Annotated in this window: 9 protein-coding genes; 5 read left to right on the top strand and 4 right to left on the bottom strand. The window is 72.5% G+C overall.

Annotated features, from left to right (window positions below; translation table 11 throughout):
- Positions 1 to 78 precede the first annotated feature (78 nt).
- Entirely contained in the window at positions 79 to 744 is a 666-nt protein-coding gene (locus tag ABT015_RS13950) for a LuxR C-terminal-related transcriptional regulator (RefSeq protein WP_350879159.1), read from the bottom strand.
- Between the two features lie 174 nt (positions 745 to 918).
- Here ABT015_RS13950 and ABT015_RS13945 point away from each other — a divergent pair, with 174 nt between their 5' ends.
- Both ABT015_RS13945 and ABT015_RS13940 read left to right on the top strand, forming a co-directional pair.
- A complete protein-coding gene (locus tag ABT015_RS13945) occupies positions 919 to 4,221 on the top strand; it encodes a cytochrome P450 (RefSeq protein ID WP_350879158.1) in 3,303 nt (1,100 codons plus the stop codon).
- Between the two features lie 218 nt (positions 4,222 to 4,439).
- Complete coding sequence (locus ABT015_RS13940) at positions 4,440 to 5,696, top strand: polysaccharide deacetylase family protein (RefSeq protein WP_350879157.1); 1,257 nt, start codon at positions 4,440 to 4,442, stop codon at positions 5,694 to 5,696.
- A 53-nt stretch (positions 5,697 to 5,749) separates the two neighbouring features.
- Here ABT015_RS13940 and ABT015_RS13935 read toward each other — a convergent pair whose 3' ends face one another.
- Complete coding sequence (locus tag ABT015_RS13935) at positions 5,750 to 7,771, bottom strand: transglycosylase domain-containing protein (RefSeq protein WP_350879156.1); 2,022 nt, start codon at positions 7,769 to 7,771, stop codon at positions 5,750 to 5,752.
- A gap of 275 nt (positions 7,772 to 8,046) precedes the next feature.
- Here ABT015_RS13935 and ABT015_RS13930 point away from each other — a divergent pair, with 275 nt between their 5' ends.
- Positions 8,047 to 10,158 (top strand): phosphocholine-specific phospholipase C, encoded by a 2,112-nt coding sequence (locus ABT015_RS13930; protein WP_350879155.1) that lies wholly within the window; start codon positions 8,047 to 8,049, stop codon positions 10,156 to 10,158.
- Positions 10,159 to 10,241: 83 nt separating this feature from the next.
- Here the strand turns inward: ABT015_RS13930 and ABT015_RS13925 are convergent, their stop codons facing one another.
- Entirely contained in the window at positions 10,242 to 11,252 is a 1,011-nt protein-coding gene (locus ABT015_RS13925; protein ID WP_350879154.1) for an NAD-dependent epimerase/dehydratase family protein, read from the bottom strand.
- Positions 11,253 to 11,491: 239 nt separating this feature from the next.
- Between ABT015_RS13925 and ABT015_RS13920 the strand changes: the two genes are divergently transcribed.
- Together ABT015_RS13920 and ABT015_RS13915 are read left to right on the top strand one after the other, a co-directional pair.
- Entirely contained in the window at positions 11,492 to 12,505 is a 1,014-nt protein-coding gene (locus ABT015_RS13920) for a cytochrome c oxidase assembly protein (protein ID WP_350879153.1), read from the top strand.
- Positions 12,506 to 12,590: 85 nt separating this feature from the next.
- A complete protein-coding gene (locus ABT015_RS13915; protein ID WP_350879152.1) occupies positions 12,591 to 13,223 on the top strand; it encodes a YdcF family protein in 633 nt (210 codons plus the stop codon).
- A gap of 86 nt (positions 13,224 to 13,309) precedes the next feature.
- Here ABT015_RS13915 and ABT015_RS13910 read toward each other — a convergent pair whose 3' ends face one another.
- Positions 13,310 to 15,532: an NADP-dependent isocitrate dehydrogenase gene (locus ABT015_RS13910; RefSeq protein WP_350879150.1), complete on the bottom strand. Its 2,223-nt coding sequence runs from the start codon at positions 15,530 to 15,532 to the stop codon at positions 13,310 to 13,312.
- Positions 15,533 to 15,578 lie beyond the last annotated feature (46 nt).

Here is a 15,578-nt window from a genome sequence, read left to right as displayed (position 1 = left end):
GCAATCATTGTGAGCATATAACTAAATCGCCGAACAGCCCAGCCCTCGCAGCCCGGCCCAGCCCGCGGGCCGCTCCCGTCACGGCCGGGGAGCCGGCTCCGGCGGCCAGGCGCCGGCGGTCAGGACGCCGGTGGCGTAGGCGCGGGCGACCAGCGCGGTGCGGTTGGGCAGCTGCCAGCGGCGGGTGAGCCGGGCGAGGTGGTAGTTGACGCCGTCCGGGGTGAGGCCGATCTCCCGGCCGATCTGGGCGGTAGTGGCGCCGCGCGCGGCGGCGGCGAGGATCCGGGCCTCGATCGGGCTCACCTCGGGGCGGGGTGCGGCCGGCGGGGCGGCGGGCCCGGTACGGACGGGCAGCGAGAGCAGCAGGTTCGGGGCCTCCTCCGGGGTGTCGCCGACCAGGGCGACGGTCATCTCGCCGCTCCGCTCGGTGCCGTCGGCGGCCGACCAGGAGACCGGCGCCGGGTACTGCGAGCGGCGGTGCAGGCGGACGGCCTCGGCGAGCGCCGGTATCGTGGCGCTGTCCCGGAGGGTGAAGAACTCCAGGATCTTCCGGTTGCGCAACTGCCCGGGCAGCAGGCCGAATTCGGCGGCCATCGCCCGGTTGACGATCATGATCCGGCCGCTGAACTCGCACACCGCCAGCGCCACCGGCACGTGGTCGAGCAACCGCAGCGTCCGGTTGCGCCAGATGACGGCGAGGTCCTGCCAGCTCTCCGCGGTCGACTCGCAGTCGGTCAGTCTCATGCCCGGCCCCTCCCGTGTACGGCTCCCGCGTGCTGCAGACCTGACGGTCCGTTGACAAGTCTTTCGCGACCGCCGCTACTGCACAAACATGTAGTCATCGGGCCCGGGTTCCCGCCCCGCTCGGGCGAGAGTGGAGGACGACGAGGTTTCTCCTGCCACGGAAGGCGACAACCCATGACCGAGACGATGACTCCGGCGGTGGCCGGGGCTGCGAATCCGGCTGGAGCCGGGCTCCCGGCCGAGACCCTGCTGCCCCGGCAGAACGCCGCCGGGGTGCCGCTGGTCGACATCTCGTCGGCGCCGCCGATCGCCGCTCCCGTGCTGCGCACCATGGAGCTGGCCCGGCGGCACGCCCCGGCCTTCGTCCAGCGCCTGCACGGGCGGGACACCCTGATCGTCACCGGCCTGGACCTGGCCGAGGAACTGGCCGACGAGGAGCGGTTCACCAAGTCGATCGGACCGGCCCTGGAGAACGTCCGCACGTTCACCGGGGACGGCCTGTTCACGGCGTACAACGCGGAGCCGAACTGGGCCAGGGCGCACGACATCCTGATGCCCGCCTTCGCGCTCGGCTCGATGCGCACCTACCACCCGGTGATGGTGCGGGTGGCCCGCCGCCTGATCGAGTCCTGGGACGGCAGGTCGGCTGCCGGACTGGTCGTCGACGTGCCCGGCGACATGACCCGGATGACCCTGGACACCATCGGGCTGGCCGGTTTCGGCTTCGACTTCGGCTCCTTCGACCGGGAGGAGCCGCACCCCTTCGTCGAGGCGATGGTCCGCTCCCTGGACTGGGCGATGAACAAGCTCCTGCGCGACCCGGAACTCGACCACAGCGAGCGCGACGAGTCCGCCCGGGGCGACGCCCGGTACCTGGCCTCGGTGGTGGACGAGGTGATCGCCGCCCGCGCGGGCAGCCCCGAACAGGGCCCGGCCGAGGACCTGCTGGGCCTGATGCTCGACGCCGTGCACCCCGCCGACGGCAGCAGACTGGACGCCGAGAACATCCGCAACCAGGTGATCACCTTCCTGATCGCCGGCCACGAGACCACCTCGGGCGCGCTCTCCTTCGCCCTGTACTACCTCGTCAAGCACCCCGCCGTGCTCCGCGAGGTCCAGCGCGAGGTGGACGCGCTCTGGGGCGACCAGGCCGACCCGGAGCCCTCGTACGAGGACGTCGGCCGGCTCCGGTACACCCGGCAGGTGCTCAACGAGGCGCTGCGGCTGTGGCCGACGGCCCCCGCGTTCAGCCGGGAGGCCCGCGCGGACACCCTGCTCGGCGGCCGGATCCCGGTCCGCGCCGGGGAGCCGGTCCTGGTGGCCACGATGATGCTGCACCGCGATCCCGTCTGGGGCGACAACCCGGAGCTGTTCGACCCCTCCCGCTTCGACCCCGAGCCGGAGGCGGCCCGCTCGCCGCACGCCTTCAAGCCCTTCGGCACCGGCGAACGCGCCTGCATCGGGCGGCAGTTCGCGCTGCACGAGGCAACCATGCTGCTCGGCATGCTGGTCCACCGCTACCGGCTGATCGACCACGCCGACTACCAGCTGACCATCAAGCAGACGCTCACCATCAAGCCCGACGACTTCACCCTCGCCCTCGCCCCGCGCACGCCCACGCCCCCGGCGGTGGTGGACGCGCCGGTCCGCGCCGCCGACCTGCCCGGGCGGGTCCGTCAGGGCACCGGCCTGCTGCTCCTGCACGGCTCCAACTACGGCGCCTGCCGCGAGTTCACCCGGCAGCTGGCCGACGCGGCGGCCGCACTCGGCTGCGACACCGCTGTCGCCCCGCTGGACGCGTACGCGGACGGGCTGCCCACCGACCGGCCGGTGGTGATCACCGCCGCCTCGTACAACGGCCAGCCGACGGACGACGCGGCGGAGTTCTTCCGCCGGCTCCGGGCGGCGACCGAGCAGACCGGACAGGCCGAACAGGCCGAACAGGCCGAGGGCGCCGCCGGGTTCGCGAAGGACGTCCGGTACGCGGTGCTCGGCATCGGCGACCGGACGTACGCCGCCACGTACCAGCGCGTGCCGACGCTGATCGACGAGGGCCTCGCCGCCCTCGGCGGCACCCGGCTGCTCGCCCGGGGCGCGGCCGACGCCTCCGGCGATCTGGCCGGGAAGGTGGCGGAGTTCACCACGGCGCTGAGCCGCGCCCTGCTGGAGCGGTACGGCGACGCCGCCGCACCCGTCGTCGCCCCCGCCACCGCCCCCGCCGAGGCCGCCGCCCTGGAGACGTACACCGTGACCGAGCTGGCCGGCGGTCCGCTGGACGCCCTGGCCGCGAAGCGCCGCGTGATCGGGCTGACCGTCACGGCGGTCGGCAGCCTCACCGACCCCGCCTACCCCCGGGTCAAGCGCCTGGTCCGGCTGGCCCTGCCGGAGGGCGTCGACTACCGCACCGCGGACCACGTCTCGGTGCTGCCGGCCAACGACCCGGCCCTGGTCGAGCGCGCCGCCAAGGTGTTCGGCGCCGACCCGGACACCCTGCTCGCCATCGTGGCGAACCGCCGCACCATCCTGGCCGTGGACCGGCCGCTGACGGTTCGCGAACTGCTGACCCACCACGTCGAGTTGCAGGACCGCCCGAACGCCGCCCAACGCGCGACGCTGGCCGACCTCAACCCCTGCCCGCCCGAGCAGGCCGCGCTGCGGGCGCTGCCCGAGGACGACCCGCGGACGCTGCTGGAGCTGGTCGAGGACCACCCGGCCCTGCGGGAGGTCCTGACCTGGCCGGTGCTGCTGGAACTGCTGCCGCCGATCCGGCCCCGGATGTACTCCATCTCCACCTCACCGACCAGCGCCCCGCGCCACGTGGACCTGATGGTCTCCGTGCTCGACGCCCCGGCCCGCTCCGGCCGGGGCACCTTCCGGGGCGTCGGCTCCGGCTACCTCGACCGGGTGGCCGTCGGGGACACCGTGCTGGCGCGCCTCCAGCCGTGCCGCGAGACGTTCCGGATCGGCCACCGCGCCCCGGTGATCATGATCGCGGCCGGCACCGGCCTGGCGCCGTTCCGCGGCGCGGTCGCCGACCGCCGCGCCCTGCTCGCCACCACCGCCGACAAGGCCACCGCCGAGGCCACCGACAGGGAGACCGAACTCGCCCCGGCCCTGCTCTACTTCGGCTGCGACGCACCCGACGCCGACTACCTGCACCGCGACGAACTGCTCGCCGCCGAGCAGGCCGGCGCCGTCTCGATGCGCCCGGTCTTCAGCGAACAGCCCGTCGACGGCCGGCGCTTCGTCCAGGACCGCATCGCCGCCGAGGGCGCGGAGGTCTGGAGCCTGCTCGCCGCCGGCGCCGAGGTCTACGTGTGCGGCGACGGCGCCCGGATGGCCCCGGGCGTCCGCGCCGCCTTCCGCGAGCTCTACCTGAGCCGGACCCCCGGCGCCGACGAGGGCCAGGCCCAGGCCTGGCTCCAGGGCCTGATCGACGAGCGCCGCTACGTCGAGGACGTCTACGCGGGCCGCTGAGCCGCCCGACCGGAGCCCGCCCGACCAGGAGGCCGGCCGCACCCACCCGGGGCGCGGTCGGCCTCCCGTCGCACACATATCTCCCAACTCCCTTTCCGTGCAAGCCTCGACACATTGTCGATCAAGGTGTTCTGATGTTCGCACCATACGTATGACTATCCGACCGAAACCTGACGGTGGGTCGGAGAAGCGGAGGAACGGTGCGGCCTGCTCGTGGCGTGGCTGTCCTGCTGGCAACGGGGGTCGTCGTGGCCCTCGGCCTGGGCACGGGAGGCCCCGACTCGAAGGGCAGACCGGCCACCGCCGACGCCGCCCCGGAGAGCACACCCGACCCGAGCGGCACACCCTCCGACAGCCCCAGCAGCCCCGCTGCCACCCCGACCCCCAGCGCCACGCCGACCTGGGACGGCCAGGTCAAGGTGCTCGGCGACGGCTCCACCTCCGACACCGGCCCGCAGCCCAGGCAACCCCGGCCCGAGAAGCTGAAGCCCGGCGAGAAGCCGCCGCAGTTCGTGGTGTTCTCCTGGGACGGGGCCCTGGAGGGCGACGACGAGCAGTTCTCGCGCTTCCGCAAGCTGGGCACGGAGAACAACGCCCAGATGACGTTCTTCCTGAGCGGCATGTACACCCTGCCCAAGTCCAAACGCACGCTCTACCACCCGCCGCAGCACGACGCCGGCGCCGCCGCCATCGACTTCGCCACCGACGCCCACATCAAGGACACCCTGGAGCAACTGCGCCTGGCCTGGCAGGACGGGAACGAGATCGGCACCCACTTCAACGGGCACTTCTGCGGCTCCAAGGGCGGCGGCGACTGGAGCACCGAGGAGTGGAAGAGCGAGCTCGACCAGGCGATCTCCTTCGTCACCAACTGGAAGACCAACACCGGCTTCAAGAACCTCCCGCCGCTGCCCTTCGACTACACCAAGGAGGCGGTCGGCGGCCGCGCCCCCTGCCTGGAGGGCCAGAAGAACCTGCTCGCGGCCGAGAAGGCGGCCGGCTTCCGGTACGACGCCAGCTCACCGGGCGAGTTCCAGGTCTGGCCCGGCAAGAAGGACGGCATCTGGAACTTCCCGCTCCAACTGCTGCCCTACCCGGGCAAATCGACCCAGGTCCTCTCGATGGACTTCAACTTCCTCGCCAACCAGTCCGGGGACAGCACCAAGGGCGATCCGAAGAAGTACGACGCGTGGGAGAAGGAGACCCGGAACGGCTACCTCAACGGCTTCGAACGGGTCTACAACGGCAGCCGGGCGCCGCTCTTCATCGGGAACCACTTCGAGAACTGGAACGGCGGCATCTACATGCAGGCCATCGAGGACGTGATGAAGAGCGTCTGCACCCGGGAGGGCGTCCGCTGCGTGTCCTTCCGCCAGGTCGCCGACTGGCTGGACGCCCAGGACCCCAAGGTCCTCGACCAGTTGCGCGCGCTGGACCCGGGGCAGCCGGCCGACTGGTCCCGTCTGGTCAAGTGACCCTGCCCGGGCGGCCGCGGGGCCGTGACACCACGCCCCGCGGCCGCCCGGCCCTACCGGCCGCCTCCCGGGCCGCCGGCCGCCTTCATGTACGAGGTCCAGATCCGGGTGGGCAGCGCGGAGTCCGGGGTGTCCGGGGCGGCGCCGCCCAGCCCCTCCAGTGAGAGCAGCTTCATGTCCTTCAGGTCCGCCCGGAAGACCGTGACGGCCGTGGACATTTGCGCGTCGTAGCCGACGAACCACCCCGCCGTACGGTCCGGGGTCGTCCCCGGCTTCCCCGCCAGGTCCGGCCCGGCCTCCGCCGCCGCCTTGGCGCTCCCGGTGCGGACCGCGCTCTTCAGCGCCGCGTCCACCTCCCCCGCGACCTGCGGGGTCAGCGCCTGTACGGCGGTCGGCAGGCGCAGCGCGAGCGGCTCGCCGTTCCGGGTGATCCTCAGGACGGAGTACGGGTCCGTGCGGCTGCCGCCCGCGGCGAAGGCGGCGTAGGCGTCGGCGGTCCTGATCGCGCTCGGTGTGGAGTTCCCGACGCCGAAGGCCGGCACCAACTCCCCCATGCTGCCCGGGAGCAGGCCCAGATCGGCGGCGGTCTTCTGCACCCGGTCCAGGCCGACGTCCATGGCGAGCTGCATCATCGGCCCGTTGACGGACTGCTCCACCGCGCTCCTCAGGGTGACCGCCCCCCAGCTCCGCTTGCCGTCGTTGGCGGTCTTCGCTATTCGCCCGTTACGCCCCCAGTACGGCCCCTCCGGGGTCATCACGTTCACGCCGTCGTCGCCGTCGTAGGTGGTGGCGGGCGTCACCGGGGTGCGGCTGCCGCCCCGCTGGCGCTGGACGCCCTCGCTCAGGCCCGAGGCGTAGACCAGCGGGGTGAAGGCCGAACCGACCGGCACCGTGGAGGTGTTGGCGTTGTCGAAGCCCTGTTTCAGGTAGTCGGTTCCGCCGTAGAGCGCGACGATCCTCCCGTCCGGGGCCACCGAGGCGGCGCCGACCTTCAGTAACCGGTCGGCCTCACGGCTGTCGGGGTCGATCCCCTTGGTGGCGTCCCGCACCGCGGCGGCCAGCGCGGTGACCTTCGGCTTCTCGAAGGTGGTGAAGATCTGGTGGCCGCCGAGGTCGAACTGGGCCTGCGTGATGTCGCTGTGGCCCTCCACGTAGGTCCTGGCCATGTCCACCAGGTACCCGACCTGGCCGCTCAGCCCCGCCGCCTTCGGCTGGGTCCTGGGCTCGGGGAACACCGTGTACCCGGCGCGCTCGGCGGCGGAGAGCTTGCCGACCTTCACCATCCGGTCCAGGATCCAGGACCACCGCTCCTCGGCCCGCCGGTGGTTGTTCGCGCTGATCCCCGGATCGAACTGCCCGGCCCCCTTCAACAGGGCGGCGAGCAAGGCCCCTTCGCTCGGGTTGAGCTGCGAGACGTCCTTGCCGTAGTACGCCGCCGCGGCCCGTTCGATGCCGTAGCTGCCGCGCCCGAACCAACTGGTGTTCAGATAGCCGGCCAGGATGTCCGGTTTGCTCATCCGCCGGTCCAGTTTGATCGCGATGACGATCTCACTGAGCTTGCGCGAGAAGTCCTGACGCTGGTTCAGGTAGCTGTTCTTGACGTACTGCTGGGTGATGGTCGATCCGCCCTGGGTCTCACCGCCCGTGGCCATCTGGTAGACCGCGCGGCCGATGCCCGTGAAGGAGATCCCCGGGTCCGAGTAGAAGGTCTCGTTCTCGGCGGCCAGTACGGCCCACCGCACCGACTCCGGCACCCGGTCGAGCGGCACCTCCTGCCGGTTGGTCTCACCGATCCGCGCCATCTCGGTGCCGTCCGCCCAGAAGTACACGTTGTTCTGCTGGGTGGCGAAGGCGTTCAGGTCCTCCGGGACCTTGGTGGTGACGTAGAACCAGGCCAGCCACCCCGTCAGCACCGCCGCCCCGGCCCCCGCCACCAGGAGCAGCTGCCGCCAGGACGGGAGCCAGCGGCGGACTCCGCGCCGCCCTCTGCGCGGGTAGTCGATCCACCGCCGCCCTTCGGGCCTCTCCCCTCCGGGCTTCTCCTTCTCGGCCCCGCCACCTTGGTGAGCACGCACAGTCCGGTCTCCGATTCGCTCGTGGGCACAGACCCCCGAACTCAGACGCGATGAGGGTCGGACCACGGCACAACGGAATTGATGTGATCACGGTCATACCGCGCGGACCGGCGGTCGGCGCAGGCCCGCCGCCGATGGGTCACGAGAAGTTGGCTAGACAGGAATTGGCCGAAAACTCATGCGGCGTTCGCTGGGGGACCTCGTACGGCCTGGCCGCGGCACCTATGTTCGAACCTTCTTGGCACCCCATGTACCCCGAGAAGGAAGGACACCACGTGGCCTCCATCGACCGGCGCCGATTCCTCCAGCTGAGCGGCGCGTCCGCAGCCGCCGCAGGCCTCGGCGCGTTCCCGCCCGCGGTCAGCAAGGCCCTGGCACTGCCCGCGATCGGCCGGACCCGCTCGATCGAGGACGTCGAACACGTCGTCGTCCTGATGCAGGAGAACCGTTCCTTCGACCACTACTTCGGCACCCTGCGCGGCGTGCGCGGGTTCGACGACCCGCGCCCCACCCTGCTGCCCGACGGCCGGCCGAACTGGCACCAGCCCGCCGCCGCCGTGAAGACCGGCCGCTACCACGACCGCGGCCTGCCCGCCTCCGAGCAGGAGGTGCTGCCCTGGTACATCGACCCCAGGAACACCACCGAGTACCAGGCCGGCACCGACCACGGCTGGAGCAGCGGCCACCTCGCCTGGAACGAGGGGCGCCACGACCAGTGGGTGAACCAGAAGCAGGACGTCATGACGATGGGCCACCTCAAGCGCCAGGACCTGGCGTACCACTTCGCCCTGGCCGACGCCTTCACCCTCTGCGACTCGTACTTCTGCTCCGTCCACGCCGACACCGCGCCCAACCGCATCTACCTGTGGACGGGCACCAGCGACCCGCGCAACGTCTACGGCCGCAAGCCCAACGGCCCCGGCCTGGAGGAGCGCAACAACACCAACGGCTACACCTGGACCACCTACCCCGAGCGCCTGGAGAAGGCCGGCGTCAGCTGGAAGCTGTACCAGGGCGGCTCCGGCGAGCCGGGCACCCCCACGGACAACTACACCGACAACTCGCTGATGTTCTTCGAGCGGTACCAGGTCGCCGAGGGCGCGTCGGGCCCCCTGGTGGACAAGGGCGCCACCGACCACACGCTGAAGGAGTTCCGCGCCGACGTCCAGCAGGGCCGGCTGCCGCAGGTCTCCTGGATCGTCCCGCCGTACAAGTACAGCGAGCACCCGTCCGCGACGCCCACCGACGGCGCGTACTACATCAACCTCGTGCTGGACGCGCTCACCTCCAACCCCGAGGTCTGGGGCAGGACGGTCTTCCTCATCAACTACGACGAGAACGACGGCCTGTTCGACCACGTCGTCCCGCCGATGCCGCCGGTCGTCAGCGGCCCGGGAGGCCAGGGCATCGTCTCCGCCGACCTGAGGGCGAGCCTGCGCGACGAACTGCTCGACCTCGGCAAGCACCCGGGCGAGATGAGCCCGCTGGTCCCCGGCGCCGACCCGGGCGGCCTCCAGCCGATCGGCCTCGGCCCGCGCGTGCCGATGCTCGTCATCTCCCCGTGGTCGCGCGGCGGCTGGGTCTGCTCGGAGACCTTCGACCACACCTCCGTGCTGCGCTTCCTGGAGGCCCGGTTCGGCATCGAGGAGCCCAACATCAGCGCCTGGCGCCGGTCGGTCTGCGGCGACCTCACCTCGGCGCTCGACTTCTCCGGCGCCGACCCGCGGCCGGTCTCGATCCCGGTGCCCGCGCCGATCGCCTCCCAGGGCAAGCCGTACCAGGTACCGCTGCCCCAGCGGATGCCCACCCAGGAGCCCGGCGTCCGGCCGGCCCGCGCCCTCCCGTACGACCTGGTGGTCAACGAGGAGGAGACGGACACCCCCGGGCGGTTCCAACTGGATCTGGAGAACCGGGGCGAAGCGGGCGCCTGGCTCTACGTCTACGACCGGACCGCGCCGAAGGCCGCCCCCCGCCGCTACACCATCTCGGGCGGCGACACCCTCGGCGACTTCTGGCCGCACTCCGCCTCCGGCGACTACCACCTCGCCGCCCACGGCCCGAACGGGTCGGTGTACGAGTTCGAGGGCACCGCCCGGACCGAGCTGGTCGCGCTGTTCGACCCGCAGAAGTCCAAGGTGCGCGTCAAGATCACCAACAACGGGCCGACCACCCGGACGGTGACCGTCGCCAACGCCTACGTCAAGGGCTCGCAGCAGAGTCGCAGCCTCCGGCGCGGCGCCTCGGCCCAGTTCACCTTCGACATACGCCCCGACAGCCGCTGGTACGACATCACGGTCGCCGCCACCGACGGCCCGACCTTCCGCCGCCGCTGGGCCGGCCACCTGGAGAACGGCCGCCCCGGCACCAGCGACCCCGGCCCCCGCTGACCGTCGGCGCGGCCCTGACCGTCGGCGCGGCGCCCGACCGACGGCACAGCGCCTGAACCCGCTCGCCGCACCGGCGTCTCGTCCTACGCCGGTGCGGTGAGCCCCAGCGCCTGGCGGTACCAGGAGGCGGCGGCGGGCAGCCGGGCCAGCGGGCCGGGGCCGGGCGGGCAGGCGGCGAGGCGCCAGACGTCGTCCCCCCGGTACCAGTGGTCGCGGGCGATCAGCGAGAACTGCCGCTCGGAGACGCGGCCCGGGGTGGCGGCGAGCAGACGCCGGCATTCGTCCCACGAGGCCTCCGGGCCGTCCGGCCCGTCCACGCCGTCCACGCCGTCCGCGCCGTCCGCGCCGGGCAGGGCGGGCAGCAGGCCGAGGCCGGCCAGGGCGGCGAGCAGGTCGCCGGCCCGGACCGGGTCGGGGTGGCTCGCGTGCTGCACTCCGGGCGGGACGGCGTGGTCGTCCAGGGCGAGGGCGGTGATCAGCCGGGCCAGGTCGGCGCGGTCCACCACGGAGAGCCTGGCGTTCCCGCCCGCCCAGGGCACCGGCACCCGGCGGACCAGTTCGGCCAGCGCGGGCACCACCCAGCGGTCGCCCGTCCCGGTCACCAGGCCGGGCCGCAGCACGACGGCGCCGGCCGCCAGCGCGACGCGTTCGCCGAGCAGCCTGGTCCGGCTGGCCTCGGAGACCGGGGCGGCCGGCACCTCGTCGACCCCGATGCCGGAGTGCGGCCCCTCGCCGTACACCGCGGTCGTCGACAGGTGGACGATCCGTCGCACCCCGGCCCGGGCCGCGGCGGCCGTCACCGCCTCGGTGCCGCGCACGTTCACCGCCGCGCACTCCTCGGCGCCGCCGGAGACCCGGGCGGCCAGGTGGAGCAGGACGTCGGCACCCTCGCAGAGCGCGGCCAGCGCCGCCCCGTCGGCGAGGTCCCCCGGCACCCAGACGGCCGGGCCGCGCCCCTCCGGCACTGCGCGGGCCAGCGCCCGCACCCCCGCACCGCGGGCGGTCAGGGCGGCCAGCACCGCGGAGCCTATGAAGCCGGTCGCCCCGGTCAGCGCGACCGTGGTGCGCTCCGGGTACCGCCGTCCCGCCGCCATGCCGCCCCCTCGCCGTCCCGGCGTGTCCCGTGTCGCGGTCCCGGCGTGTCGCCGTCGACCGGCCGGTCAGTCTACCCAGCCGCCACCCGCCCGGCGGCCACCCGTACGGAGGGGGCGGGGCACGGCCCGAGGTAAGGCCCACCTAGGCTGTAGCCCAAGCAAAACGGGCGAACCGGACCCCCTCCAGGGGCCACGAGGACGGAAAGCAGGGCCCCCCGATGGGCGACGGAATGTCAGGCATGCACCACCACGGCGGGATGACCCAGCTAGGCCCGTTCACCTTGTCCAACGTCTGGACCTGGTCCCCCGACTGGGTGTTCCTGCTGGGCGGCCTGGCCGCCCTGGCCCTGTACGCGGCGGGCGTGGTCCGGCTCCAACGGCGCGGCGACCGCTGGCCGATCGGCCGGATGGTCGGCTGGGCGGCCGGTGTCGGCAGCCTGATCCTGGTCACCTGCACCGGGCTGAACGACTACGGCATGGTGCTGTTCAGCGCGCACATGATCCAGCACATGGTGCTGTCCATGCTGACGCCGATCCTGCTGCTGCTGGGCGCCCCGATCACGCTGGCGCTGCGCGCGCTGCGGCCGGCCGGCAAGGGCCGCCCGCGCGGGCCGCGCGAACTGCTGGTGGCGCTGCTGCACAGCCGGTACGTCCGGGTGATCTCGCACCCGGCCTTCACCATCCCGATGTTCATCGCAAGCCTGTACGGGGTCTACTTCACCCCGTTGTTCGACTTCCTGATGCAGTACCGCGCCGGGCACATCTTCATGATGGTGCACTTCCTCCTCACCGGTCTGGCCTTCTTCTGGCCGATCATGGGCGTGGACCCGGGCCCGCACCGTCCCGGCCATGTGATGCGGATCATCGAGCTGTTCATGGGCATGCCGTTCCACGCCTTCTTCGGCGTGGCCGTGATGATGGCCAGCCACCCGCTGGTCACCACCTTCACCGTGGAGGGCGCGCCACCGGGCACCGATCTCCTGGAGGACCAGAAGCTGGCCGGCGGCATCACCTGGGCGTTCGGCGAGATCCCGACCGCGATCGTGCTGATCGCGCTGGTGTACCAGTGGATGCGCTCCGAACAGCGGCAGGCCCGCCGCTCCGACCGCGCCGAGGAGCGCAGCGGCGACGCCGAGCTGGAGGCGTACAACGCCTATCTGGCCTCGCTGCACAAGCGCGGCCCGCGCCCGGCGGCCCCGGCCGCCCCGGCGGCCGCTGTCGCCCCCGTCACCCCGGCGGCCGACGCCGGCTGACCCCGCCGCCGCCCGCACCACGGAACCCCCGTCCCCTGGAAACCGCCCTGTGGAACGGGGGTTCCGCCGTACACGTTCGGACGGTATGCACGCTCTGCTGATCGTCGCCGTCCTGCTCGGCGGGTACGTCCTGCTCTGGCTGCTCGGCTTCCTCGGCTGCGCGCTGCGGCAGGCGCGCCGCCCCGCCCCCGTCGGGGCGGACTACCTGGTCGTCCTCGGCTCCGCCCTGGACGGCTGCGAGCCCGCCCCGCCGCTGGCGGCCCGGCTGGACGCCGCGCTGGAACGTTTTGCCGCCGAGGAGGCCGCCGGGCACGCGCCGCTGTTCCTGGTCACCGGCGGGAAGGGCCCGCACGAGGAGTGCACCGAGGCCGCCGCGATGGCCCGTTACCTGACCGCCCGGGGCGTCCCGGCCGACCGGATCCGGCGCGAGGAACGGGCCGTGAACACCGTCGAGAACCTGCGCTTCAGCGCGGCGCTGATGGCCGCCGAACGGCCCGGCTACCGGTGCACGGTCGTCACCAGCGGCTTCCACACCGCCCGCACCGCGCTCGCCGCCCGCCGGGCCGGCGCCCCCGGCCGGGTGGTCGGCGCGGACGGACTGCTCGCCCACGGCCCGTACGCACTGCTGCGGGAGGCGGTCGGCACGGCCCTCGCGTACCCGCGCGCCAACGCCGCCGCCCTCCTGCTCCTCGCGGGCACCGGAGCCTTCCTCGCCTGAGCGGTCGTGCCGGGCCCCCGAACGCGGGGAGGCTCCCGGGTCCGGTACGGACCAGGGAGCCTCCCGGTGCTTCGACTCTCCTGGGATCAGGCGAGGTTGGCGAGCGCCTCGTTGAAGGTCTTGGACGGGCGCATCACCGCCGCGGCCTTGGCCGGGTCCGGCTGGTAGTAGCCGCCGAGGTCGACCGGCGAGCCCTGCACGGCGTTGAGCTCGTCGACGATGGTCGTCTCCTGCTCGCCGAGCGCCTTGGCCAGGCCCTCGAACGCCTGGGCCAGCTCGGCGTCGGCGGTCTGCTGGGCCAGCTCCTGGGCCCAGTACAGGGCCAGGTAGAAGTGGCTGCCGCGGTTGTCGATGCCGCCGAGGCGGCGGCTCGGCGACTTGTCCTCGTTGAGGAAGGTGCCGGTGGCGCGGTCCAGGGTGTCGGCCAGCACCTGGGCGCGGGCGTTGTCGGTGCTGGTGGCCAGGTGCTCGAAGCTGGCGGCCAGGGCGAAGAACTCGCCGAGGCTGTCCCAGCGCAGGTAGTTCTCCTTGACCAGCTGCTGGACGTGCTTCGGGGCGGAGCCGCCGGCGCCGGTCTCGAACAGGCCGCCGCCCGCCATCAGCGGGACGACCGACAGCATCTTGGCGCTGGTGCCCAGCTCCAGGATCGGGAACAGGTCGGTCAGGTAGTCGCGCAGCACGTTGCCGGTCACCGAGATGGTGTTCTCGCCGCGGCGGATGCGCTCCAGCGAGAACGCGGTGGCCTCGACCGGGGACTTGATCTCGATCTGCAGGCCGGTGGTGTCGTGCTCCGGCAGGTACTTCTTGACCTTCTCGATCAGGACGGCGTCGTGGGCGCGGTTCTCGTCCAGCCAGAACACCGCCGGGTCGCCGGTGGCGCGGGCGCGGGTGACGGCCAGCTTGACCCAGTCCTGGATCGGCAGGTCCTTGGTCTGGCAGGCGCGGAAGATGTCGCCCGGCTGGACGGCCTGCTCCAGCACCACGTTGCCCTCGGCGTCGACGAGGCGGACGGTGCCGGCCGCGGCGATCTCGAAGGTCTTGTCGTGGCTGCCGTACTCCTCGGCCTTCTGGGCCATCAGGCCGACGTTCGGCACGGAGCCGATGGTGGCCGGGTCCAGGGCGCCGTGGGCGCGGCAGTCGTCGATGACGGCCTGGTACACGCCGGAGTAGCTGCTGTCGGGCAGCACCGCGAGGGTGTCGGCCTCCTGGCCGTCCGGGCCCCACATGTGGCCGGAGGTGCGGATCATGGCCGGCATCGAGGCGTCGACGATGACGTCGCTCGGGACGTGCAGGTTGGTGATGCCCTTGTCCGAGTCGACCATCGCCAGGGCCGGGCCCTCGGCGAGCTCGGCCTCGAACGAGGCCTTGATCTCCGCGCCCAGGTGCGGCACGCCGTCCAGGCCGTTGAGGATGCCGCCGAGGCCGTTGTTCGGGTCCAGACCGGCGGCGACCAGCACCTCGCCGTACTTGGCGAAGGTCTTCGGGAAGAAGGCGCGGACCACGTGGCCGAAGATGATCGGGTCGGAGACCTTCATCATGGTGGCCTTGAGGTGGACCGAGAACAGCACGCCCTCGGCCTTGGCGCGCTCGACCTGGGCGGTCAGGAACTCACGCAGGGCGGCGACGCGCATCACCGAGGCGTCGACGACCTCGCCGGCCAGCACCGGGACGCGCTCGCGCAGCACGGTGGCGCTGCCGTCCTCGGCGACCAGCTCGATGCGCAGCGCCCCGTCGGCGGCGATCACGGCGGACTTCTCGGTGGAGCGGAAGTCGTTCTGGCCCATGGTGGCGACGTTGGTCTCGGAGTCGGCCGACCAGGCGCCCATGCGGTGCGGGTGGGTCTTGGCGTAGTTCTTCACCGAGCCCGGGGCACGGCGGTCCGAGTTGCCCTCGCGCAGGACGGGGTTGACGGCGCTGCCCTTGACCTTGTCGTAACGGGCGCGGACGTCCTTGTCCTCGTCGGTCTGCGGGTCGTCCGGGTAGTCCGGGAGCGCGTAGCCCTGCGCCTGCAGCTCGGCCACGGCGGCCTTCAGCTGCGGGATGGACGCCGAGATGTTCGGCAGCTTGATGATGTTGGCGCCCGGGGTCTTGGCGAGGTCGCCCAGCTCGGCGAGGGCGTCCTCGATCCGCTGGCCCTCGGCGAGACGCTCCGGGAAGCTCGCGATGATCCGCCCGGCCAGGGAGATGTCGCGGGTCTCCACGCGCACACCCGCCGTCGAGGCGTATGCCTGGACAACCGGCAGGAACGAGTAGGTCGCCAGGGCCGGAGCCTCGTCGGTGTGCGTATAGATGATGGTCGAGTCAGTCATCGGTACTCCGCTTCACGTCTCCAACGTCTTGACGTCAAGATATCTC

Source organism: Kitasatospora sp. NPDC094016 (genome assembly GCF_040304045.1).
Lineage (GTDB): Bacteria > Actinomycetota > Actinomycetes > Streptomycetales > Streptomycetaceae > Kitasatospora.
Note: the sequence above shows the minus strand (reverse complement) of the source record. Positions and strands in the feature narration are given on the sequence as shown.

Bases quoted from the DNA above. Each gene is read 5' to 3' on its own strand.
- ABT015_RS13950 (WP_350879159.1), bottom strand. From the start codon at position 744: ATGAGACTGACCGACTGCGAGTCGACCGCGGAGAGCTGGCAGGACCTC.
- ABT015_RS13945 (WP_350879158.1), top strand. From the start codon at position 919: ATGACCGAGACGATGACTCCGGCGGTGGCCGGGGCTGCGAATCCGGCT.
- ABT015_RS13925 (WP_350879154.1), bottom strand. From the start codon at position 11,252: ATGGCGGCGGGACGGCGGTACCCGGAGCGCACCACGGTCGCGCTGACC.
- ABT015_RS13920 (WP_350879153.1), top strand. From the start codon at position 11,492: ATGCACCACCACGGCGGGATGACCCAGCTAGGCCCGTTCACCTTGTCC.
- ABT015_RS13915 (WP_350879152.1), top strand. From the start codon at position 12,591: ATGCACGCTCTGCTGATCGTCGCCGTCCTGCTCGGCGGGTACGTCCTG.
- ABT015_RS13910 (WP_350879150.1), bottom strand. From the start codon at position 15,532: ATGACTGACTCGACCATCATCTATACGCACACCGACGAGGCTCCGGCC.